The 22,245-nt window shown below is 65.3% G+C and carries 18 protein-coding genes; 2 read left to right on the top strand and 16 right to left on the bottom strand.

Going from position 1 to position 22,245, the window contains the following annotated elements; all coding sequences use genetic code 11:
* Positions 1–9 precede the first annotated feature (9 nt).
* On the top strand, positions 10–1,146 hold the full coding sequence (locus tag NLX68_RS24725) for an AI-2E family transporter (protein ID WP_254286227.1): 1,137 nt from the start codon (positions 10–12) through the stop codon (positions 1,144–1,146).
* A 45-nt stretch (positions 1,147–1,191) separates the two neighbouring features.
* Positions 1,192–2,088: a universal stress protein gene (locus NLX68_RS24730; RefSeq protein WP_254286228.1), complete on the top strand. Its 897-nt coding sequence runs from the start codon at positions 1,192–1,194 to the stop codon at positions 2,086–2,088.
* A gap of 3 nt (positions 2,089–2,091) precedes the next feature.
* Here NLX68_RS24730 and NLX68_RS24735 read toward each other — a convergent pair whose 3' ends face one another.
* The 16 genes from NLX68_RS24735 to NLX68_RS24810 all read right to left on the bottom strand — a co-directional run bounded on the left by NLX68_RS24735 (position 2,092) and on the right by NLX68_RS24810 (position 22,048).
* Complete coding sequence (locus NLX68_RS24735; RefSeq protein ID WP_254286229.1) at positions 2,092–2,847, bottom strand: phytanoyl-CoA dioxygenase family protein; 756 nt, start codon at positions 2,845–2,847, stop codon at positions 2,092–2,094.
* A 23-nt stretch (positions 2,848–2,870) separates the two neighbouring features.
* Entirely contained in the window at positions 2,871–3,692 is an 822-nt protein-coding gene (locus tag NLX68_RS24740; RefSeq protein WP_254286230.1) for a helix-turn-helix transcriptional regulator, read from the bottom strand.
* Between the two features lie 118 nt (positions 3,693–3,810).
* Positions 3,811–5,229, bottom strand: a complete 1,419-nt coding sequence (locus tag NLX68_RS24745; protein ID WP_254286231.1) for an aminotransferase — start codon at positions 5,227–5,229, stop codon at positions 3,811–3,813.
* Positions 5,230–5,260: 31 nt separating this feature from the next.
* Entirely contained in the window at positions 5,261–6,364 is a 1,104-nt protein-coding gene (locus NLX68_RS24750) for a polyamine ABC transporter substrate-binding protein (RefSeq protein WP_254286232.1), read from the bottom strand.
* 212 nt (positions 6,365–6,576) lie between these two features.
* On the bottom strand, positions 6,577–7,278 hold the full coding sequence (locus NLX68_RS24755) for an NAD(P)H-dependent oxidoreductase (RefSeq protein ID WP_254286233.1): 702 nt from the start codon (positions 7,276–7,278) through the stop codon (positions 6,577–6,579).
* 50 nt (positions 7,279–7,328) lie between these two features.
* The gene (locus tag NLX68_RS24760) at positions 7,329–8,744 is read right to left on the bottom strand and encodes an aldehyde dehydrogenase family protein (protein ID WP_254286234.1); all 1,416 of its coding nucleotides are present in this window, start codon (positions 8,742–8,744) and stop codon (positions 7,329–7,331) included.
* Positions 8,737–9,927, bottom strand: coding sequence for a pyridoxal phosphate-dependent aminotransferase (locus NLX68_RS24765; RefSeq protein ID WP_254286235.1), 1,191 nt, complete (start codon positions 9,925–9,927; stop codon positions 8,737–8,739). The genes NLX68_RS24760 and NLX68_RS24765 overlap by 8 nt, the downstream gene beginning before the upstream one ends.
* 28 nt (positions 9,928–9,955) lie before the next feature.
* The gene (locus NLX68_RS24770; RefSeq protein ID WP_254286236.1) at positions 9,956–11,563 is read right to left on the bottom strand and encodes a 5-guanidino-2-oxopentanoate decarboxylase; all 1,608 of its coding nucleotides are present in this window, start codon (positions 11,561–11,563) and stop codon (positions 9,956–9,958) included.
* 10 nt (positions 11,564–11,573) lie between these two features.
* The gene (locus NLX68_RS24775) at positions 11,574–13,664 is read right to left on the bottom strand and encodes an acetate--CoA ligase family protein (RefSeq protein ID WP_254286237.1); all 2,091 of its coding nucleotides are present in this window, start codon (positions 13,662–13,664) and stop codon (positions 11,574–11,576) included.
* Positions 13,665–13,678: 14 nt separating this feature from the next.
* Positions 13,679–14,839: an acyl-CoA dehydrogenase family protein gene (locus NLX68_RS24780; protein ID WP_254286238.1), complete on the bottom strand. Its 1,161-nt coding sequence runs from the start codon at positions 14,837–14,839 to the stop codon at positions 13,679–13,681.
* A gap of 31 nt (positions 14,840–14,870) precedes the next feature.
* Positions 14,871–15,662 carry an enoyl-CoA hydratase/isomerase family protein gene (locus NLX68_RS24785; RefSeq protein ID WP_254286239.1) on the bottom strand — a complete coding sequence of 264 codons (792 nt, stop codon included), beginning with the start codon at positions 15,660–15,662 and terminating at the stop codon, positions 14,871–14,873.
* A gap of 319 nt (positions 15,663–15,981) precedes the next feature.
* Positions 15,982–17,385, bottom strand: coding sequence for an amino acid permease (locus tag NLX68_RS24790; protein WP_254286240.1), 1,404 nt, complete (start codon positions 17,383–17,385; stop codon positions 15,982–15,984).
* Between the two features lie 202 nt (positions 17,386–17,587).
* Positions 17,588–19,843, bottom strand: a complete 2,256-nt coding sequence (locus NLX68_RS24795) for an ATP-binding protein (protein ID WP_254286241.1) — start codon at positions 19,841–19,843, stop codon at positions 17,588–17,590.
* Entirely contained in the window at positions 19,840–20,610 is a 771-nt protein-coding gene (locus tag NLX68_RS24800) for an ABC transporter substrate-binding protein (RefSeq protein ID WP_254286242.1), read from the bottom strand. Before NLX68_RS24800 ends, NLX68_RS24795 begins: the two co-directional genes overlap by 4 nt.
* A gap of 4 nt (positions 20,611–20,614) precedes the next feature.
* Positions 20,615–21,331: a response regulator gene (locus NLX68_RS24805; protein WP_254286243.1), complete on the bottom strand. Its 717-nt coding sequence runs from the start codon at positions 21,329–21,331 to the stop codon at positions 20,615–20,617.
* 72 nt (positions 21,332–21,403) lie between these two features.
* Positions 21,404–22,048 (bottom strand): TetR family transcriptional regulator C-terminal domain-containing protein, encoded by a 645-nt coding sequence (locus NLX68_RS24810; RefSeq protein ID WP_254286244.1) that lies wholly within the window; start codon positions 22,046–22,048, stop codon positions 21,404–21,406.
* Positions 22,049–22,245: the final 197 nt, after the last annotated feature.

Below are 22,245 nucleotides of genomic sequence, written 5' to 3' on the forward strand. Positions count from 1 at the left end.
GGCTCACTCATGGCCAACAATCGCCCGGTTCACCTGGGCACTGCCCGGGAACTGCTCGACGTGCTGATCCGCGCCGGGCTGATCGCCGTGCTGGTGCTGTTCTGCTTCGACATCTTCAAGCCGTTCCTCAATCTGGTGTTGTGGGCGGTGATCCTGGCGATCACCCTCTATCCGCTGAGTCAGCGCCTGGGCGGCTGGCTTGGCGGGCGCCCGGGCTGGGCGGCGGTGGTGCTGGTGATCATTGGCCTGGCCTGCCTGATCGGGCCGTTGAGCCTGCTGGGCGCTTCGGTGGCCGACACCGTGCAACAAGGCATCACCGGCTTCGAGGACCAGCGCATCGAGATCCCGCCGCCACCGGCCAACGTCCGTGACTGGCCGCTGATCGGCGCGCCGCTGTACGGCATTTGGGCCCATGCCAGCAGTGACCTGAGCTGGGCGGCGACCCAGGTCGCGCCGCACCTCAAAGGCCTGAGCAAGACCCTGCTGACACAACTGGCCGGCATTGGCTCGGGCATCCTGATGTTCCTCGTGGCCCTGGTCGTCGCCGGCCTGATCATGGCCAAGGGTGCAACCGGCCAACGCGCGGCGGTGGCGATTGCCACCCGCGTCGCTGGCCCGCAGCGCGGCGAACAACTGGCCGCATTGTGCACCGCTACCATCCGCGCCGTAGCCCAGGGCGTGGTCGGCATCGCCTTCATCCAGATGCTGCTGGTGGGTGTCGCCCTGGTCATTATGGGGGTTCCTGCTGCCGGGGTGCTGGCCTTGCTGGTGCTGCTGCTGGGCATCACCCAGCTGCCGGTGTTGTTGATCACCCTGCCGGTGGCGATCTACGTGCTGGCCCATGACGGCGTCAGTGCCGGCACGGTGATCTTTGTCATCTGGATCTTGCTTGCCGGGCTCGCCGACAACGTCCTCAAGCCCATGCTGCTGGGTCGCGGCGTGGCCGTACCGATGCCGGTGGTGTTGATCGGCGCCCTGGGCGGCATGCTGACCAACGGCATCATCGGTCTGTTCATTGGCCCGGTGGTGCTGGCCGTGGGCTACGAGCTGTTCATGAGCTGGGTAGCGCAGCCGCTTGCCGCCGACAGCCCGGCCGAGGAGCCTGCACTGGACCCGCCAGGCGCTTCGGGCAGCACCATGGACTAGACTTCAAGCACGGGGGCTGGCAACACAACGCTACCGGAGGTGCCCATGAGCCAGTACCAACGCCTATTCCTGATGGTCGGCTGCGACCTGCGCCATACACCGGCACTGGAACGTGCCGCCGCCCTGGCGCACGCCACGGGCGCCGCCTTGCATATCTGCGCCTTTATCGACGAGATCGATACCCTGGGCCTGATGAGCGGCGACGAGCAGCACCTGGACAAGCTGATGCAGGACAACCGCCAGTGGCTGGCCGATGAAGCCACCTTGCTGCATGAAAACGGCATCCGCGTCACCACCGACGTGATCCTGGCCCGGGACGTGCTGCAAGCGGTACTGACCCAGGTGGCCGAAATCGGCCCCGACCTGCTGATCAAGGATGTACACCACGAAGCCCTGCTCAAGCGCCTGGTGGTGGCGCCGCTGGACTGGCAACTGCTGCGCGCATGCCCGTGCCCGGTGCACCTGGTCACCGACGTGCATTGCCCGCTGCCGCGCATCGTTGTCGCCGCTGTCGACCCGACCCACCCCGAACACCCGCACAACGACCTCAATGAAAGCGTGATCCAGGCCGCAGCCGACCTGGCTCGCCAATGCAACGCCGAGTTGCACCTGTTGCATGTGTGCGACAGCGCCCACACCCACATGGCCGACTTCGGTGCTGGCACCGTGACCATGCCGGGCTTTGGCGATGATGTGCGCAAGTCGATTCACAAAGCCTTCGAGCGCTTGGCCGAGCGCCACGCGGTACCGGTTGAGCGCCAGCACTTTTTGTCGGCGCCGATTACTCGCAGCATCGCCGAGTTCGTCAGCCACAGCCGCGCCGACGTGCTGGTAATGGGCAACCACCCGCGCAAGCTGCTCGAACGCCTGACCGGCAGCACCACCGAGCACGTGCTGGAACACCGGCTGTGCAACGTGCTGGCGATCCGCGGGGCGAGCTGAGGCTCAGTCGTACTCGGCTTCGGCGTGTTCGCCGAGCAAGCGGCGCTGGCGCGGCGTGGCGGCGGCCAGCACCGCCGGGTTGAACTGAAAGTGCAGGTAGGGCGAAAATTTTTGCACGACCATGCGTCGGCCGTAGTGCACCTGCAGCATGTAACGGCTGCGCTCTGCGCTGCGGTTGTCGCTACCGGCGTGCCACAGCTCGCTGCGAAACACCAGGGCGTCGCCGGCCTGGCATAGCACCGCCTGCAGCGGACGGCCCTGCCAGCTCTGCTCATTCTTGCGCGGCGCGCGCCCTGCCCTGTGGCTCCCCGCAATCACCCGGGTCGGGCACAGGTCGGCGTCGATGTCGTCCAGGTACAACTGCACGGTGCAGATCTGCATCGGCAGCTCGAAGGCCGGGTCGGCCATCAGCGCCGGGACGGCCTCCATCATCAGGTAGTCCAGGTGCAACGGCATGCCCTGGTAACCCGGATGGCAGCGCCAGGCGGTCTGGCCGATGATATGGCAATCCTCACCCAACGCCGCCTCGGCCAGTTCGATCACCCCGGGCAGATCCAGGAACGCCAGCCACAGCGGGTCGCGATTGAACACGCACTTGTAGTGCTCGATCAGGCCGCCGCTGTAATCCCAGTGAAACGCTTTGAGCCGGTCGATGGCGTGGCGCAGCAGGTTGATCTGCGCGCTATCGAGCACGCCCGGCAACACCACGAAGCCGTCGCGGCTCAAGGCCTGCAGGTGCTGCGCGGTAGTGCGGTTCATCAGGGCCTCCACAAGGCCAATGGTCAGCCTTGGCGCAACCAGTCGATAAAGCGCGCAAACAGCTCGGACTGGGAGTTTATCTCCAGTTTAAGGTAGAGGTTCTTGCGGTGCATGCGCACGGTTTCCGGGGAGATACCCATTTCGCCGGCGGTGGACTTCACCGAGTGACCGCGCAGGATCATCTGCGCCACTTCGCGCTCGCGCTCGGTCAGCACCTGGCAGCCAAAGCTGTCGAAGGCCGCCTGGACGCTGCCCTGGCTATCCGTTTCGCGGGTTTGCGCAAGGCCGTGCTGGGCGAAGCGGCTGATCAGTTCACGCACCATCGGCTCCACCGCTTGCAGCAGGTGCAGTTGCTCGACGCTCAGGGTACTGGCGCCGTAGCCCTGGAACAGGCTCAGGGAGATCTTGCTGTGTGGGTCGATGTCGACGATGTAGTAGCTGTCTTCGGTGCAGCCCGTGCCCAGGTAGTAGGTCTTGTAGTAGTCGCTGTCGAAGAAGTGGTCTGGGGCGATCTCCTGCAGGTGGTAAAAGCCTTGCGCCAGGCCCTTCTCCACCGCCAGGCAGAACGGGTCGAGCAGGTAGCCGGCGGTGAAGTAGCGGTTGAGGATCGCATCGCGGTAACGCTCGGGGATGCCTTGCTGGTAGAGCAGCTGCGGCGGCTGGCCCTGACGTTCGAGGCTGATCATCATCGACTCGACCGCCACCAACTGGCTCAGGGCGGCGGCGAGGGTTGCCAGGGCGTCCGTCTCGTGACTGCGGGCAAAGGCGTGCTGCAGCGCTGCATGCCATTGCTGCAGGGCAGAGAAAGACAGGCAGATCGGGGTGTCGGCGGTGGCTCGGCTCATGCCCGGCAGTCTAACCCGCCTGGGGGCTGCGATGCAGCCCATCGCCGGCAAGGCCGGCTCCCACAGTGGGTTTGTGTACGCCGGAGCTGTGGGAGCTGGCTTTGCCAGCGATGGCTGCTCATGCACCCGCGTACACCCCTTCCTGGCGCAGTTCTTCTGCCGTTTCGACAATGCACTGGCGCAAGGTCTCGACGATCTCGTCCACCTGGGCACGGGTGATGATCAGCGGCGGCGACATCACGTTCAGGTGCATGATCGGCCGTACCAGCAAGCCCTTGGCCTGGGCCCGGCGGTGGATGCGCTCGCCGATGTTGACTTCATCGGCAAACAGCGCCTTGCTGCGCTTGTCGGCAACGAATTCGACACAGGCCATCAGCTTCATACAGCGCACCTCGCCCACCAACGGCAGCCCGGCCAGGCTCTGCAGGCGCTGCTCCAGGTAGCCGCCGACCTCATCGACATGGGCCAACAGGTTCTCCCGCTCGATGATCTCGATGTTCTTCAACGCCGCGGTGCAGCACACCGGGTGGCCGCTGTAGGTAAAGCCATGGGTAAAGCAGCGGCCCTTGCCCGGCTCGGCGATGACCTTCCAGATGCGCTCGGAGAAGATGCACGCGCCCAGCGGCAAATAGGCCGAGGTCAGGCCCTTGGCGGTGGTGATGATGTCCGGCTGCACGCCGAACAGTGCCTCTGAGGCAAAAAACTTGCCCAGGCGGCCAAAGGACGTCACCACCTCGTCGGCAACGAAGAGGATGTCGTAGGTCTGGCACACCTGCCACATGCGCAGGAAGTAGTCCTTGGGCGGGATGATCACCCCGCCCGAGCCCATGATCGGCTCGGCAAAGAACGCCGCGACATTGTCGGCGCCCAAGGACAGGATCTTGTCTTCGAACTCGGCCACCAGAAAGTCGAGAAACGCTGCCTCGTCCATGTCATCCGGCGCCCGGTACGGGTTGGGGTTGGAGACGTGGTGGATCAACTCATGGCCATAGTCGAACTCGGGCACCCGGTCGGCGGCCTTGTTGCCGATCGACATGGTCAGGCAAGTGGAGCCGTGATAGGCGTTGTAGCGGGCGATCACGTGCTTCTTGTGCGGCTTGGCGCGGCAGTTCTGGTAGTACTGGATCAGCCGGTAGGCGGTATCGACCGCCGTCGAGCCGCCGGTGGTGAGGAACACGTGATCGAGATCGCCCGGAGCGAGGCTGGCGAGTTTTGCGCACAGTTCGATGGCGACGTTGTTGGCCATGTCCGAGAACGGGTTGGAATAGGCCAACTGGCGCACCTGGTCGGCGATGGCCAGGGCCATCTCTTCACGGCCCAGGCCGATGTTGGTGCACCACATGCCGCCGACGGCATCGAGCAAGCGCTGGCCATCGGTGTCGTAGATGTAGGCGCCCTGGCCTTCGACGATGTTCAGCGCACCGTGTTCGGCGTGCTCGTCGAACACGTGGTAACCGTGCAGGTAGTGGGCTTTGTCGGCCGCCACCAGGCAATCATTGGCGACGGGTGCTGAAAAGGTTTTGTTTGGCGTGGCCATGGCAGTGTCCTTGGCGAGGGGAAAATGGCAATCAGCTACCGGTCTTGACCGTGCTCCAGACCCGGGTAATGGCACGCATGTCCTTGCCGCTCTGGGTCTTCTGCGCGAACAGGCGCTGGCGGGTGGCGGCGTCCGGGTAGATCGCCGGGTCGTCACGAATCTCGACCTGCACCAGCGCCGTGGCGGCGGCGTTGCTGTTGGCGTAATGGATGTAGTTGGTGACCTTGGCAATGTTCTGCGGCTGCAGCAAAAACTCGATGAAGCGATGGGCGTTGGCCGCGTGCGGCGCGTCGCTGGGCAGGTACAAGTTGTCGAACCAGATCAGCGAGCCTTCCTGGGGGATGAAGAACGCCAGCTTGATGTTCTTCTTCGCCTCCTGCGCCCTTGCCTGGGCGGTGGCGTAGTCGCCGGACCAGGTCAGGGCCAGGCAGGTATCGCCATTGGGCAGGCTGGTCAGGTAATTGACCGAGTCGAATTTCTTGATGAATGGCCGCACGCCGAGCAGCAGCGCCTGGGCGGCTTCAAGGTCATCGGCTGTGGCGCTGTTGGGGTCGCGCCCGAGGTATTTGAGGGCCAGCGGGATCACTTCGCTGGGCGCGTCCATCAGGGTCACGCCGCAGTCGGCAAAGCGCGAGACGACCTTGGGGTCGAAGAGCATGGCCAGCGAACCGATGGGCGCATCGGGCATGCGTGCCTTGATCTTGTCGACGTTGTAAGTCACCCCGGAACTGCCCCAGGTGTAGGGCGCCGAGTAGGCAAGGCCCGGGTCGTAGCCTTGCAGGTTGCTCACGACCTGCGGGTCGAGATTGTTCCAGCTTGGCAGCTGCGTTTTGTCCAGCGCCTGGAACACCTGCGCCTTGATCAGCGGCGGGACCAGGGAGGCGTTGAGTACCACCAAGTCGTAGCCCGAGTGCCCGGTCAGCAGTTTGGTCTGGACCGTTTCATAGCCGTCGAAGGTGTCGTAGATCACCTTGATGCCGGTGGCTTTTTCAAAGTCGGCGAGGGTCGTTTCGCCGATGTAATCCGTCCAGTTGTACAGCCTGAGTGTGTTGGCCGCCTCTCCCTCGGCGGCGAGCGCCGCTGTTGCCAGGGGCGCGAGCAACAGACTGGAAATCACCTTCAGTGTCTTTCGCATAGCCACTCCGTCGTGTCACCAGGATCTGCTCGGTGTGAGCCGACGGGGTTACTATCGAGGGGACCGGTGATGGGGACCATACCCCGAATGGGTAGGTGCGCAGCATTTAACTTACGGCCAATCGCCGGCAAGGCCGGCGCCCACAGTTTGAGTGACATGCACTACCCCTGTGGGAGCCGGCCTTGCCGGCGATGAGGCCGCTACAGCCACCCTCAAGCCAACGGATACAACGCCTCATCAAACTGCGCCAAGCGCGGAAATTCCAGCGGCTGGTCATCGGACAAATGCGCCAGGCGCTGCCGGTAGCTACGCAAGAAGTCCTTGCGCGCCTCATCGCTGATGTACGGCACATGCCAGGCCACAAACGGCTCCAGCACCTCGAAGCCAACGTACGCCAGGGTGCCGCGCAAAATCGGCCGCAGCATGTCCTCCAGCGGCCCGTGAATCGCCCCTTCGCCAAACATGTGCTCGCGCCCGCCCAGGGTCACGGTCACCAGCGCCTTCTTGCCCACCAACCCGCCCTGGTCGTAAAAGCGTTTGCCGCCATAGCACACCCCCGAGACCAGCACCCGGTCGATCCAGCCCTTGAGCATGGCCGGTGCCGAGAACCAGAAGATCGGGAAGTTGAGCACCAGCAGGTCGGCCCACAACAGTTTGTCCAGCTCGTGCTGGATGTCGGCGGCAATCGATTGGCTCTTGACCCCCAGACGCTGCTCCAGGGCATACACCAGGTAATCCGGGTTCTCGCGGCTGACGAAGTCATCGGCGCTGGCCACCGGGTTCCAGTTCATCGCGTACAGGTCGCTGACCTGCACCTGATGGCCCTGGGCGGTGAAGGTTTCGATAGCCTGGTCACGCAAGGCGGCGGTAAAGGATTGCGGCTCGGGGTGAGCGTGAACGATCAGTACATTCATGGGGAGTCCTTAAACGGTGTGCACAGCAATACGAGGCGCCTTCAGGCTCATCAGCACTGAATCGCTTTAACTTCGACGAACTCGGCCAGGCCTTCCTCGCCCCACTCGCGGCCGTTGCCGGACTGCTTGTAGCCGCCAAACGGCGCCTGGTAATTGAACCCCGCGCCATTGACGAAGCACTGCCCGGCTCGCAATTGCCGGCCCAGTTGCAGGGCCCGCTCGCGGTCCGCCGCCCACACCGCGCTGGACAAGCCGAAGGGTGAGTCGTTGGCCAGGGCAAGCGCCTGGGCTTCATCGGCATAGGGGATCAGGCACAGCACCGGGCCGAAGATCTCTTCCTGGGCGATGCGCATGCGGTTATCGACGTCGGCGAACAGCGTCGGCGCTACATAGAAGCCGCGCTCAAAGCCCGGCCCCGTGTCACCGCCATACAGCAGCCGTGCGCCCTCCTCCCGGCCGATGCGGATGTAGTCCAGCACGGTGCGCCGCTGCGCCGCCGAACACATCGGGCCAAGAAAGCTGCCGGGGTCTTGCGGGTCGCCCATGACCAGGCTGCGGGTTTCATCCACGGCGATCGCCAGGGCCTCTTCGTAGCGGCTGGCCGGCAACAGCATGCGGGTCAGGGCCGTGCAGGTCTGCCCGGAGTTGATCATCACGTCCTGCACGCCATAGCGCACCGCGGCGTCGAGGTCGGCGTCGGCGGTGATCAACAGCGGCGACTTGCCGCCCAGTTCCAGGCACACGCGCTTGACCGACGGCGCCGCGGCCTGGGCAACGCGCACGCCGGCGCCGGTGGAGCCAGTGAACGAGACCATGTCCACCTGCGGGTGACGAGCCAATGCCTCACCGACCTTAGCCCCCGGCCCGCTGACCAGGTTGAACACCCCGGCCGGCAAGCCGATGGCTTCGATCATCTCGGCCAGCAAAAACGCGTGCAACGGGGTTTCCTGGCTCGGCTTGAGCACCACCGTGCAACCGGCGGCCAACGCCGGGGCCAGCTTGCCGATCAATTGGTGCAACGGGTAGTTCCAGGGGTTGATGAAGGCGCAGACGCCGACCGCCTCGCGCACCACCCGCGAGTTGCCGACTTCACGCACCTCGTCCATCAGCCCGGCCAGTTCAAAGTACTGCTCAAGGCCAACAATCGGCCCATCGACCTGCACCGCCCGGCACCACTGTACCGGCATGCCCAGCTCACAGGTGATCACCGCGGCCATTTCATCGGCGCGGGCCTTGAGTTGCTCGGCCAGGGCGCGAATGTAACCGGCGCGCACACTGGACGGGGTTTGCGACCAGCTGCCAAAGGCATGGCGAGCCGCTGCCACCGCCCGGTTGACGTCTTGCTCGTCGCCCAGCGGCACCCGCCCCGCCACTTCTTCGGTGGCCGGGTTGATCACTTCGGCGAGGCCCTGGCCCGACGGCACCTGCCAGCTGCCATCGATAAACAGCCGCGAATAGTCACGCATGGGCTTTGCCCTCCATCAGCTCGGCGGCGCAGCGGGCAATGCGCTGGCAGGCCTCGCGCAGCGGTTCGGCGCCGAGCACCAGGCCCAGGCGGATATGCCCGGCGGCGCTGGGGCCGAAGGCTTCACCGGCGAGCACCGAAACGCCGTGGTGGTCGAGCAGGCGATTCGAGAACGCCTGGGCGCTGAGGCCGGTTTCACGGATATCGACCATCACGAACATGCCGCCATCGGGCTTGAGCGCACGCAGGCCCGGGCAATCGGCCAGGCACTCACAGACCAGGTCGCGGCGCTGGCGGTAGGCTTCGCGCATGGCTGCCAGCTCCGGCAGTTGCTGCTCCAGCGCCACTACCGCCGCGTCCTGGATGAAATCCGGCGAGCCATAGAGCATGCACAGCGCCAGGTTCTCCAGGTGCGTGGCCAGCGCTGGCGAGCCCACTACCCAGCCGACCCGCCAGCCAGTCATGGCATGGGACTTGGACAGGCTGTTGAGGGTCGCCGTGCGCTCGGCCATGCCCGGCAGGCTGCCGGGGCTGATGTGTTCGCCGTCGTACAGCAGCTCGCTGTAGACCTCATCGGAGATCAGCCACAGGTCATGGGCAATGCACAACTCGGCCAACGCCTCCCAGGTACTGCGCGGCAGGCTGGCGCCGGAGGGGTTGTGCGGGCTGTTCAGGGCCAGGGCGCGGGTCTTGCCGGTGATGCGCGCGGCGACATCTTCGGCCTGCACCCGGAAGCCGTGCTCCGGGCGCACCGGCACCGGGATCACCGTGGCGCCACAGGCGCCGAACACCGCCTCATAGGTGACGTACATGGGGTCGGCGACGATCACTTCATCGCCAGGGTTGAGCACGCACTGGGCCACACAGAACAACGCGCATTGAGCGCCGGCCAGCACCGTCACCTGATCAGCGCCGGTCGGCTGGCCGCTGCGCTGCTGATGGCGGCGGGCAATGGCCTGGCGCAGGGCCAGCTTGCCGCGCACGTCGGCATAATGGGTGTGGCCGTTGTGCAGGCTGTCGATGGCGGCCTGGACGATCGGCGCCGGGGTGTCGAAGTCCGGATCGCCGACCGACAGCAGCAACACGTCTTCGCCTTTGTCCAGCAGTTCCAGGGCGCGGTAATGGATATCCCAGGCAGCGGCGCCGTCACCGGCGATACGTTGGGTCAGATCGGAAAAGCGCATGGCAGTCTCCCCAAAAAGCGGTTGAAGCTCAGCGCGCGCAAGCGTGCTTGAGCTCGATCAGGGTCACGCCATTGCGGGCAAAGCCGCTGCGCAGTTCCCGTTGCAGGTCATCCAGGCTGTGCGGCTGCGCCACGCTGCAACCAAAGGCCCGGGCCAGGCCGATGAAATCCGGGTTGCGCGGCAGCACGCCGATCGGCTCGATATCCAGGCCAAGCATGTCGTCGCGAATCTGCCCCAGGGCATCGTTGTTCCACAGCAGTACCACTAGCGGGCGCTCCAGCTCTTCGACCGCGGTGGCCAGCTCCTGGGCGGTGTAGAGGAAGCCGCCATCGCCGACCAGCACCAGGCCCGGGCGATCATCCGTGGCGAACATGCCGCCGATACCGGCGGGCAAGCCATAGCCCAAGGTGCCGTAACCGGTCGGGTGCAGCCAGCTGCGCGGGGCGCGGCTGGCATAGACATAGTTGCCGGTGTAGGCCAGCTGGGTCATGTCGGTGCTGATGAAAGCATTGGCCGGCAGCTCGGCCGCGATCCGGTCAAGGATCGCCTGGTGAATTGCCTGCAGCGGGCCGTGGCTGGCCTTGACCGCCTGGCGCAGGCTGGCGACAGCATCCATGGCAGCGCCGGCATCGCGCGACGTTTGCGGCAAACGCTCGAGCAAGGCGGCGACAGTCTGCCGCGCATCGCCCTGCAGGGCCACGGCGCAGGGATAAAAATCGTTGAACTTGCGCGGATCGATATCCACCCGCAGCAACTCGCCGTTGAGCTGCAGCCGTTCACGCCAGAAATCGGTGTCGGCCATTTCGGTGCCGACCGCGAGGATCACATCGGCCTCGGCGATCAACTGCCAGCCAGGCTCCACGCACAAGGACGACCCGGCATTGAGCGGCGCATCCGGTGGCAGCAGGCCTTTGCCGGCAACGCTGGTGAACAGCGGCGCGGCCAGGCGGGTGCTCAGCTGTTGCAGCTCCTGCGCAGCGGCCAGGGCACCGCCGCCGGCGATGATCATCGGCCGCTTCGCGCCTGCCAGTTTGCTGGCAGCCTGATCCAGCACGCTGCTGGCCGGCACGCCCCGACCCGGGCGGCGCACCACTTCAGTGCTCCAGTCGCGGGCGACCGGTGCGGCCAGCACATCCAGCGGCACCGAGATATGCACCGGACGCGGGCGTTCGCTGTCAAATACCGCATACGCACGGGCGATCAGCCCGGGCAGGTCCTCGGCGCTCAAGGCGACGGCGGAAAACGCCGTGATCGGCGCGGTCATGGCGCGCTGGTCCTGGGTTTCGTGCAGGCAGCCCCAGCCTTTGCCCAGGCTGGCGGTGTGGTTGACGCTGGAAATCACCAGCATCGGGATCGAGTCGGCATAGGCCTGGCCGATGGCGGTGGCGGCGTTGGTAACGCCGGGGCCGGTGATGACGAAGCACACCCCAGGCTTGCCGCTGACCCGCGCATAACCGTCGGCCATGAAGCCTGCGCCCTGCTCATGGCGGGTCAGCACGTGGCGGATGCCGCTGCCGGGCAGGCCACGGTACAGCTCCAGGGTGTGCACCCCGGGAATGCCGAACACGGTATCGACGCCGTAGTTGGCCAACAGGCGCACCAGGGCCTGGCCACCGGTCAATGGGCTGTTGTGCATGTTCATCTCCTTATACCTGGCCGAGGCGAATCAACGCATCGACCGCGGTGGTGCCCTGGGCACCGACCATTAATGGGTTCACATCCAGTTCCAGCAACTGCGCGGCGTTTTCGCAGGCGTAGTCGGCGACCGCACGGATCGCTGCCACCAGCGCCTCCAGGTCAGCCGCTTGGCGGCCGCGAAAGCCCTGGAGCAAGGCCGCGCTGCGCAGGCCGAGCACGGCCTTGCGGATGGCGCCGTCGGTGGTCGGCAGCAACAGGCTCTTGCTGTCCTTGAGCAGCTCGACGAGGATGCCGCCGGCACCGATCACCAAGGCCAGGCCGAAGTCGTTCTCGCGCTTGATGCCGACAATCAGCTCGGCCAGCGGCGCGCTGGCCATGGGTTCGAGCAGCAGCTGATCGAACGCGACACCCGGCGCATAGGCGCCGATCCGTGCGCGCATCTGCTCCAGCGCCGCGCCCAGGGCCTGGGCGTCGCGCAGGTTGAGGGCGACGGCACCGGCTTCGGTCTTGTGCGGCAGTTGCGCACTGACCGCCTTGAGCACCAGCGGGTAGCCGACTTGCTGCGCAGCGGCCAGGGCCTGCTCCGGTGTGCTCAACACGCCCTTGGGTACCGGCAGGCCAAACGCCTGCAAAGCTTGCTTGGACTGCCACTCGTTAAGCAGCTCGCCCTCGCCTTGCAGCGCCTGCGGGCACAACGGCTGCAACGCTGACTCACCCAGGTCGAGCAGCGCCTGCCGCTGGCCCTGGTATGCGGCAATCCGCCCCCAGGCCGCCAGGCCATCCTCGACGCCCTGCAACGCGGCGATGCCATGGGCATGCAGGCGCTCGCGGGCAAAGGCCGGCAGCAGTTCGGGCAAGGCCGAGGTGACAAAGCCGGTCTTGCCGTGACGCTTGAGCGCCACGCAGTACAGCTCCAGCAGCAGGTCGCACTCCTTGCGCTCGCCGGTAAACTCCGCCGGGTAGTCGAGCACCAGCATGGCGGCATCGGCCTCGGTGCGCAGGGCGCTGTCGAGCATGCACTCAAGCGCGGCGGCGTCGCCCCAGATCGCCGTGGTGAAGTCCAGCGGGTTGACCAGGTTGGCATAGGTTGGCAGCACCTGGGCCAGTTCGCCGACCTGGCCGTCATCCAGCTTCGGCAGGCTCAGATCGTTGCGCTCGGCATAGTCGGCAATCAGCCCGGCATCGCCACCGGAGCAGGCCAGGGCAATCAGGCTGCCGCCCTTGGGCAAGTGGCCGCAGGCGGCGGCCTTGAGGGTTTCGACAAAGCTCACCGGGCCGCTGACGCGGATCACCCCCAGGCGCTCGAACAGGCTGTCGTACAGCGCATCGGAGCCGGACAGCGAGCTGGTGTGGCTCAGCGCCAGTTCCGCGCCGATTTGCGACACCCCGGTTTTCAGGGCGATGATCGGGATGCCCTTCTCCAGCGCCTTGTGCGCCGCGCGGGCAAAACCCGGCACATTCTTCAGGCCTTCCAGGTGCAGGCCGATGGCGGTCACCCGCGGCTCATCGAGCAGCGCGTCCATCAGTTCGGCGATGCCAATCTGCGCCTGGTTGCCCACCGAGGCCATGTAGGCCACCGGCAGCGAGCGGTCGCTCATGGACAGGTTGTAGGCAAAATTGCCGCTCTGGGTCAGCACCGCCACGCCCTTCTCTACTGCCTTGCCGCCATGGGCCACCGGCCACAGCGCGGCGCTGTGCAGGTAGTCGAGCAGGCCATAGCAGTTGGGGCCGAGCAGCGCCATGTCGCCGGCGGCCTCAAGCAGTTGCTGTTGCAGGGCCTGGCCTTCGGCGCCGGTTTCGGCAAAGCCCGAGGCGTAGCAGATCGCCCCGCCGGCCCCCTTGGCCGCCAGCTCGGCCACGCAGGTCAGGGTCAGCTCGCGGTTGGTGGCGATGAACACCGCATCCGGTGCACAGGGCAGTTCGCCGACGCTGCGCACGCACGGCACGCCATCGAGGCTGTCGTGCTGTGGGTTGACCAGCCACATCGGCCCTTGGTAACCGCCCTCGGCGCAGCGCTTGAGCGCCCGGGCCATGCTGCGCCCGCCGACAAACGCCAGGTGGCGCGGGGCGAGCAGGCGTTTGAGATTGTCTCGTAACATGAGCAGGCTCCTGATCAGCGCAACAGCGGGCGCAGCAGTTCACGGGAAATGATGTGCCGCTGGATCTCCGAGGTCCCCTCCCAGACCCGCTCGATCCGCGCATTACGCCAGATCCGCTCGACCGGCCCTTCGTCCATCAGGCCCATGCCGCCGTAGATCTGCACCGCCTCGTCGGCAACCTTGCCCAGCACTTCACTGGCAAACAGCTTGGCCATGCCCGCCTCGCCATCGGTCATCGTGCCCTGGTCCATTTTCCAGGCAGTGTGCAGGGTCAACAGCTCGGCGGCGCGGATCTGCGTGGCCATGTCGGCGAGCTTGAACGAGATGCCCTGGTAAGTGCCGATCGGCTGGCCGAACTGCTTGCGGTCGGCCGCCCATTGCAGCGACACGTCCAGCGCGCGCTGGGCCTGGCCGACACAGTTGGCGGCGACCATCACCCGCCCGGCGGTGAGCCAGGCGTTGGCCACTTCCCAACCCTTGCCGACTTCACCCAGCACCTTGCTGGCCGGCACCGTGCAGTCATCGAAGAACAGCTCGAAGGTGTGATAACCGCGGTTGCTCACGCACTTGGGCCCGCGGCGGATGGTCATGCCCGGGGTACCGCGGTCGACCAGGAAGGCGGTCACCGCGTTGCGCGTCTTGCCGTTGTGCTCGTAGGTATCGGTGACGGCAAAGACGATGGCGAAATCGGCATGCCCGGCATGGCTGATGAAGTGCTTGCTGCCGTTGAGTACGAAGTTGTCACCCTCGCGCACGGCGCGGGTCTTGATCGCATTGGCATCGGAGCCGGCGCCCGGCTCGGTGAGGGCAAAGCAGTCGGTCTTCTCGCCCTGGATGCACGGCAGCAGGTAGTCGTTGATCTGTTCATCCTTGCAGGCCATGAGGATCTTCGACGGGCGCGCGACAAATACATGCAGGGCCCACGACACCTTCGACAACTCACGCTCGATCAGCGCCTGGGACAGGTAGTCCAGGCCACCACCGCCGACTTCCTCGGGCATGTTGAAGGCGTAGAAACCGGCGGCGATGGCCTTGCCGCGAATCTGCGCGGCGAGCGCCGGCGAGACTTCGTCGGCACGGTCGACGGCCTCTTCATGGGGCAGCAACTCCTTGGCGACAAAACTGCGTACCGCTTCCACCAACATTTGTTGTTCTTGGGTCAGCTGGAAATTCATGAGTCGATCCTGAAGAAGTGCTTGTAAGTGTTTATTTACCAACGAAATTAGCGGTGCGCTTTTCGACGGCAGCACGCAACGCTTCGGCGCCATCCTCGCTACGCCCGCACAGCAGCCCGGCGGCAAGCTCGGCCTGTAGTTGCTCGCCCAGCGTGCGCTGGGCACCGTCGCAGATCAGCCGTTTGGTCTGGGCGAAGGCGAAGGTCGGGCCATTGGCCAGGCGCCCGGCCAGCTCGGCGGTCACCGCCAGCAACTGGTCATCGGCGCACACCTCGCCCACCAGCCCTGCCGCCAGAGCGCGCTCGGCCCCCCAGAGCTCATCGAGAAACAGCAGGCGCTTGGCCTGTTCGCTGCCGATCAGCCGCGGCAGGTGCCAGCTGGCGCCGGCATCCGGGCTGTAGGCCATGCTGGTGTAGCCGGCCTTGAAGCGCGCCGAGGCTGCCGCCACGCGCAGGTCGCAGCACAGGCTCAGGTCCATGCCGGCGCCGACGGCGGTGCCGTTGATGGCGGCGATGGTCGGTTTGTCGAGGCTGTGCAGGCGCTGCATCAGGGCGTGGGCGGTTTCGGTCCAGCCGTAGCTCTCCAGGGCGCCGCGGGCTTCGGCTTCGGCCCACTCGGCGAGATCCGCGCCGGCGCAGAAGCTGCGGCCAGTGCCGGTCAAGACCACCACGCGCACGGCCGGGTCGGCGTTATGGGCCTCGAGCAAGGCATGCAGGTTTTTCAGGCTGGGGATGTCCAGCGCGTTGCGCTGGTCCGGGCGGTTGAGGGTGATCCAGGCAATGCCGGCTTCGACCTGGCTGAGCAGCGACGCAGGAGGGGTCATGGGTGGCCTCGAATTATTGTGGTTGGCGTGAGAGGTATGACGTGAGGCCATACTAAACGAGTGTTCAACAAGGAGACAATCAGCTGAACTTATTGCTGTAACAGATCAAGTTACGCATATATCTATATGTTTTTATTGAATTATTTTTTACTGAAAGAAGAGTGAATCAGGCGACTGTTACAACTTCGCACAACTGAAGGCAGGCGTTTTACGAACGCTTTGCGCTCGATCGCTGGCAAGCCAGCTCCCACAGGTCCGTTGCACACAGATCCACTGTGGCAACCGGCCTGGGAAAGGGCTGCAACGCAGCCCCAAGGGCTTACACCGAAGGCGCCAACACCACCTGGCGCTTGCGGTGAATGATGAAGTACGCCGCGTAACACACGGCGATGAAACCAAAACCCCAGTACAGCGATGGTCGCTGGGTCTCATCCAGGGCCAGGAACACGAACAGCGAACTGCACAGGGTGATGCACAGCAGCGGCACCAGCGGGAACAACGGCGCGCGGTACTTGAGGTCGGCAAGCTTGCCACCGCCCTGCAGGTAGGCGCGGCGGAACTTGTACTGGGCCAGGGCAATGACGATCCAGGTCACCGTGCCGGACATGCCGCTCACCGCCATCAGCACCATGAACAAGGTGTCGGCGGCAACAAAACTGGTCATCAGCGACACCAGGGCAAAGCACAGGGTGATGCTCAGCGCCCGCAACGGCACGCCGCGCTTGCTCAACGGCGACAGGCTTTTCGGCGCCATGCCGGTCTTGGACATGGCCCAGAGGATGCGCGTGGAGGCATACAGGCCGGAGTTGCCCACCGACAGAATCGCGGTAAGGATGACGAAGTTCATCAGGTCCGCCGCGTAGGGAATGCCGACCATGTCGAACACCTGCACGAACGGGCTTTCCATCAAGCCGGCCTGCTGCCACGGCACAATCGCCGAGAGCACGACGATGGCCAGCACGTAGAAGATCAGCACACGGAACACCACGTTGCGCACCGCACGCGGGATGCTCTTTTCCGGCTGGTCGGTTTCACCGGCGGCCACGCCCATGATCTCGCAGCCCTGGAAGGCATAGACCACGGTCATCATCACCGCGAACACCGCCGACAGGCCGTTGGGGAACATCGAGTCGCCGATCAGGTTGTTCATCATCGGCGCCGGCTCGCCGCTGGTCAGCGGGATCGCGCCGAAGATCACCAGCACGCCAACGATGATAAAGCCGAGGATCGCCGCCACCTTGATCCCCGAGAACCAGTATTCGGCTTCGCCAAAGGCGCGGGTGGCCAGGGCATTGAGGCCGAACAGCACCACCACGAACAGCGCTGACCAGTACCAGATCGGCACCTCCGGGAACCAGCGCACCATCAGCATGCCGGCGGCGGTGAACTCCAGGCCCACGGTGGTGGCCCAGCTCATCCAGTACACCCAGCCGATCATGAAGCCGGTGGCCGGGCCGATGAATTTGGTGGCGTGGGTCTGGAACGAGCCGGACACCGGCATCTGCACCGACAGTTCGCCCAGGCAGACCATCACCAGGTACATCAGAAAACCCGCCACCAGGTAGGCGAGGATTGCGCCCATGGGCCCGCCCTGGTTGATGGTCACCCCCGAGCCCATGAACAGCCCGGTGCCGATCACCCCGCCCAGCGACAGCATGAAGATATGCCGGCTTTTCAGCGCACGGGTGAGGTGGATGCCTTTACGTTCGGTAGCGTCAGTCATGTCGGCACCTCAACAGTGGTTGAAGCGCGGGAGGGACAGGCGATGGTGCGGGGACGGCTGAGCTTTACGGCAGTTCATTATTATTATCTCCAATAAGCTTCGAAGACCGCGGGCAGCGGTTGCCGTCGATTATTGGAAAGCGATGTAAGGTGGCGTTGTACGTAACGATCGAAGATGTAAAAAGTCGTAAGGTTTTTGTACGTCAGCGCTGGATCAGCTGTTTCAGGGTTTCGTCGGCCAGGCGCAGCTGCTCGGCCAAGGGCGTTTGCAGGGCCTGCAAGGCTGCCGGGGCCTTGTTCAGCGCCGCCTCTTCCAGTTCGCGCAGTACCGTCGCCAGGCCGCGAAAACCGAGGGAATCACTACTACCGGCAAGGCGATGAGCCAGATGCGCGACGTCGGTGCAGTCGCCGGCCTTGAGCGCTTCGGCCAGGGCATCTTGATGCTGCTCGATAGCGTCGCGCAGCACCGCCAGCAAACCCTGGACTTTCTGTTCACCGAGCAAGCTGCGATGGGTATCGAGCAGCGCCCAGTCCATGCCCTGCCCGGCCACCGGGGCCTCGACCACCGCGACCTCTTGCGCCAACGCCTGGCGCAGGCTGTCGAGCTTCAGCGGCTTGGCCAGGATGCCCTGCATGCCCGCCGCCAGGTAACCGCGCAGCAGCGCCGGCTGTACGCTGGCGGTCAGCGCCAGGATCCGGCAAGCGCGGTTTGGCCCGGGGCGGTGGCGAATCTGCCGGCACAGCTCAACCCCGTTGATGCCCGGCAGGTGCACGTCGAGCAGGATCAGGTCGTAGCGGCGTTGCGCGCACAGGTCCATGGCCTGCTCGCCATCCTCGGCCATCCACAACCGGTGCCCGTCGCGCTGCAGCAGGCCGCGCACCACGTCGCGGTTCAGTTCGACGTCTTCGACCACGAGGATGTCCATGGCCTGGACCGCTTGGACCAGCTGCGCGGGGGCTTGCCCGGCTGCCGCCATGTGCAGGCTTAACTCGAACCAGAAACAACTGCCCTGCCCCTCGACACTTTCAAGGCCGATGCGCCCGCCGAGCAGTTCCACCAGGTGCTTGCAGATCGCCAGGCCCAGGCCGGTACCGCCATAGCGGCGGGCCACGGCGTCGCTGGCCTGGACGAAACGCTCGAAAATCCGCCCTTGCACCGCCGGGGCGATGCCGATGCCGTTGTCGCGAACACTGACCCGCAGCTGCTGCTGGCCCTGCTCCTGGCCCAGCACCTGGACCTCGACACTCACCTCACCAGCCTCGGTGAACTTGATGGCATTGGCCAGCAGGTTGCTGAGTACCTGGCGCAGGAACTGCTCGGCGCCGTGTTGACGTGGCGCCAGCTGCGTGTCGATGCGACAGCGCAACACCGTGTCGTTGTTCAGGGCCCGCGGTTCGAGCAGGGTCATGACCTCGTCACACAACTGGCGCAAGGAGAAATCCACCGGCTCCGGGTGGCTTTCGCCTTCCTCCAGGCGGGCGAAGTACAGCACTTCGTTAAGGATGCTCAGCAAGCCTTCGCCGGCCTTGTACAGGGCATCCAGGCGCTTGCGGCCCTGGGCATCGAGATCAGCCTCGCGCAGTAATTCGGCCATGCCGAGGATGCCGTTGAGCGGGGTGCGCAGTTCATGGCTCATGGTCGCCAGGAAGCGCGACTTGGCCAGGTTCGCCGCTTCGGCATCATCCTTGGCGCGCATCAGGCTGGCAGTGCGCCGCTCGACCATCTTCTGCAGCTCGTCGCGCTTGTCCTGCAAGGCCAGGCGGTCGACTTCACGGCGGTCGATATCACTGAGAATGGCCCGGCGCATGTCGTCCAGGGCGTGGGCCACGGTGTCGATTTCGTCTTCGCGGGCCGAGCGGCGTTTGTCCAGGCGCAGCGGCTCTTGCCAGTCGCCCGCGCCGATGCGCCGGGCAAACTCGGCCATCACCCGCAAATGGCGAGTGACCAGGCGGTAAAACAAGCCCGACAACGCCACCGCCAGGCCGCAGAGGAACACGCTCATCCACAGCAGGCTGGTCAGCCCGGTGGCGAACAGGCGCCGGTGCACCGCACCCAGATCGATGCTGACCTCCAGCTCGCCAAGGTGGCGCAACGGCCCGGAAGGCGGTTGATAGTCCAGGGCGAAACGCTCGATGCGCAGCGGCCCTTGTGGCGTCGCTTCGCCCTGCAACAAGTCGAAGTCGGCACTGCTCAGGCGTACCCGCGCCACATCGGAGAAGTCCACCAGGCCGCGCAACTGCACCTTCAACTGCTCCTGGTTGAGGTCCCAGAGGCTGCGCTCAAGGCTTGCCAGGTAACCGGCGCGAATCAGCGCCATGCGCGTATCGATGTCGCGCATCTCGCGGCGGTACTCGAAATACAGCTGCACAGTGCTGGCCAGCACGGTAAAGCACAGGCTGAACAACAGGATGAACAGCAGCAGGCGCCGCAACAGGCCACCGGGTTGCAGGCGCATCATCGGGCGTCCGCCGGCAGGTTGACCATGTCGCGGTAGGTGACTTCGCTCTGTTCCAGCCAACGCTGGATCTCGCCGTTGTCGCGCATGCGCTGCAATTGCTCATCGATCTGCGCCATGTGCTGGCTCAAGGGCGAATGCCGCGACACCGCCACCCGCAGGTAGTCGACGCTCAGCGCGGTGGGCAAGGCCTGGATATCCTCGGCGCCGGGCAAATGCTCGACGAACAGCTGGCCGGTGCGCCGCTCCTGGATGACGAAGTCGATACGCCCGCGAATCAGCTTGCCGAAGTTCTGCTGGCTGTCGGAGACCCACTCGATGTTCTGGTGACGGGCCACGAAGCGGTCGAAGTCCGCGCCGTAGCTTTCGCCGAACAACAGCCCACCGCGGTAGCTGGCCAGGTCTTCAAGGCGCTCGAAGGTCACCGGCCGCTGGCGATTGAAGAACACCGCCACCTCTTCGCGCAGCACCGGCACCGTGGAAAAGCGCATGCCCTGATCGCGCTGGTCGCTGTTGTAGGCCAGCACCACATCCACCCGGCCGGCGGCAGCGTCGAGCAGGCAGCGCTTCCAGTTGCCCAGCACGACGATCTCCACCTCATAGCCCAGGCGCGCGAACAGCTGGCGCACCACGGTCGGCGCCAGGCCGCGCACCTGCTTGCCGTCGCTCCAGGAAATCGGCGGGTACACCGGGTAGTCGCAATAGCGGATGCGCTCGGCGGCCTGGGCCTGGGCGCTGAGCAGCAAGAGGGCGAGCCAGAGCCGCCACATGCGCTCAGGCCGCCACGCTGGCAGTAAACAGGTAACCGGCGCCGTGAATGGTGATGATCAGCTGCGGTTCGGCCGGATCGTCGTGCAACTTGCGCCGCAAGCGGCCGACCAGCACGTCGATGGAGCGGTCGTTGGGCACCCACTCGCGGTTGCGGATCTGGTCCATCAACTGGTCGCGGCTCAGGGTATGGCCGCTGTTGCGCAGGAACACGCTGAGCAGCTGGAATTCGCCATGGGTCAGCAGGGTCTCGCCACCTTGCGCATCGATCAGGCGGCGGCGGTCGGTGTCCAGGGCCCAGTCGGCGAATTGCTTGAGCGGGTGATTGGCGGCGCTGGGCGGCTTGCCGGCCTGGGCATGGCGCACCCGGCGCACCAGGTTCTTGGCCCGCGACACCAGTTCGCGCGGGTTCAGCGGTTTGATCACGTAGTCGTCGGCGCCGCATTCCAGGCCGACGATGCGGTCGATGTCGTCATTACGGCCGGTGATGAGGATGATACCGACCTCCGAGCGCACCCGCAGTTCGCGGGTCAGGGTCAGACCGTCCTTGCCCGGCAGGCGGATGTCGAGCATGACCAGGTCGACGGCCTGCTCGGCGAGCACATGCTCGGCCTGCTCCGCGGTGGCGGCGCAGTGCACGTCGTAGCCTTCCTGGGACAGGTAGGCGTGCAGCAAGTCGCGAATAAGCGGATCGTCATCGACGACCAGTACCCGAGGCGTCATTGCGTGTTGTCTCTTGTTATAGGTGTTGTTGTGAAACCCGCGACAGCAGCGTACCTATTACTGAACGACCGATCAACAGCCCTCGGTCAGGGTGAAGCGCCGCCGCCCGCCAGCCTGCAGGCCATCGACCCAGGCCTCGCAGATCTGCACGCCTTGCTCGGGGGTAAAGGTGCCGGGGTTGAGCCCCGATTCCAGCCACAGGCCGTCGAGCAAGGCGCTCAGGCTGATGGCTGCCAGGTCGGCGTTGAAGGCCTGCCAACCCTCCTCCTTGGCCAGGTCCGCCAGCAGCCGGCCCAGTTCGTTACGGTATTCGCCGTAGGAGTGGTCGTGCACCTGGTTGATCGCTTCGGCGGTTTTCACCGCACCCCAGAACGCCAGCCAGGCATCGAGCAACTGCGGGTCGAGCAGTTCGGCGCAGAACGAGGCGCGAAAAAACGCCGACAGCCGTTCGCGGGCATTGGGCGCGGCCTGGGCCATGGCCTCGCGGATCAGGCCCATGACCCGGCCGGTGACCGCCATGTAAGCCTCGGCGACCAGTTCGTCCTTGCCTGAATAGTGGTGGCTGATCAACCCCACCGACACGCCGGCCTCGGCGGATATCTTGCGGATCGAAGCGCCCTGGAAGCCGTGCCGCTTCAAACACACCAGGGTCGCTTCGACCAGGTTGGCCTTGCGTAGCTCTGGGACCATGCGGCTGTAACGGGCTTCCTGGGTCATGGGGTTCTCATCGGCAGTGGTATTGAACGACTGTACAACAAGTGCGAGCCACGAACCATGTGGGAGCCGGTCTTGCCGGCGATGAGGCCAGTGCAGTCAGCACATCAGGTGATGAGTGGGTTACGACCGCTGCGCGCTCGATCGCTGGCAAGGCCAGCTCCCACAGGTCTGGCGTACACCGAACCATTGTGGGAGCC

The sequence above is a fragment of the Pseudomonas sp. SBB6 genome, assembly GCF_024213215.1.
GTDB lineage: Bacteria > Pseudomonadota > Gammaproteobacteria > Pseudomonadales > Pseudomonadaceae > Aquipseudomonas > Aquipseudomonas donghuensis.

Coding starts and splice junctions, on each gene's coding strand:
- NLX68_RS24730 (WP_254286228.1), top strand. CDS start 1,192: ATGAGCCAGTACCAACGCCTATTCCTGATGGTCGGCTGCGACCTGCGC.
- NLX68_RS24810 (WP_254286244.1), bottom strand. CDS start 22,048: ATGACCCAGGAAGCCCGTTACAGCCGCATGGTCCCAGAGCTACGCAAG.
- NLX68_RS24740 (WP_254286230.1), bottom strand. CDS start 3,692: ATGAGCCGAGCCACCGCCGACACCCCGATCTGCCTGTCTTTCTCTGCC.
- NLX68_RS24755 (WP_254286233.1), bottom strand. CDS start 7,278: ATGAATGTACTGATCGTTCACGCTCACCCCGAGCCGCAATCCTTTACC.
- NLX68_RS24725 (WP_254286227.1), top strand. CDS start 10: ATGGCCAACAATCGCCCGGTTCACCTGGGCACTGCCCGGGAACTGCTC.
- NLX68_RS24770 (WP_254286236.1), bottom strand. CDS start 11,563: ATGCACAACAGCCCATTGACCGGTGGCCAGGCCCTGGTGCGCCTGTTG.
- NLX68_RS24790 (WP_254286240.1), bottom strand. CDS start 17,385: ATGACTGACGCTACCGAACGTAAAGGCATCCACCTCACCCGTGCGCTG.
- NLX68_RS24745 (WP_254286231.1), bottom strand. CDS start 5,229: ATGGCCACGCCAAACAAAACCTTTTCAGCACCCGTCGCCAATGATTGC.
- NLX68_RS24760 (WP_254286234.1), bottom strand. CDS start 8,744: ATGCGTGACTATTCGCGGCTGTTTATCGATGGCAGCTGGCAGGTGCCG.
- NLX68_RS24750 (WP_254286232.1), bottom strand. CDS start 6,364: ATGCGAAAGACACTGAAGGTGATTTCCAGTCTGTTGCTCGCGCCCCTG.
- NLX68_RS24765 (WP_254286235.1), bottom strand. CDS start 9,927: ATGCGCTTTTCCGATCTGACCCAACGTATCGCCGGTGACGGCGCCGCT.
- NLX68_RS24785 (WP_254286239.1), bottom strand. CDS start 15,662: ATGACCCCTCCTGCGTCGCTGCTCAGCCAGGTCGAAGCCGGCATTGCC.
- NLX68_RS24795 (WP_254286241.1), bottom strand. CDS start 19,843: ATGATGCGCCTGCAACCCGGTGGCCTGTTGCGGCGCCTGCTGCTGTTC.
- NLX68_RS24805 (WP_254286243.1), bottom strand. CDS start 21,331: ATGACGCCTCGGGTACTGGTCGTCGATGACGATCCGCTTATTCGCGAC.
- NLX68_RS24775 (WP_254286237.1), bottom strand. CDS start 13,664: ATGTTACGAGACAATCTCAAACGCCTGCTCGCCCCGCGCCACCTGGCG.
- NLX68_RS24735 (WP_254286229.1), bottom strand. CDS start 2,847: ATGAACCGCACTACCGCGCAGCACCTGCAGGCCTTGAGCCGCGACGGC.
- NLX68_RS24800 (WP_254286242.1), bottom strand. CDS start 20,610: ATGTGGCGGCTCTGGCTCGCCCTCTTGCTGCTCAGCGCCCAGGCCCAG.
- NLX68_RS24780 (WP_254286238.1), bottom strand. CDS start 14,839: ATGAATTTCCAGCTGACCCAAGAACAACAAATGTTGGTGGAAGCGGTA.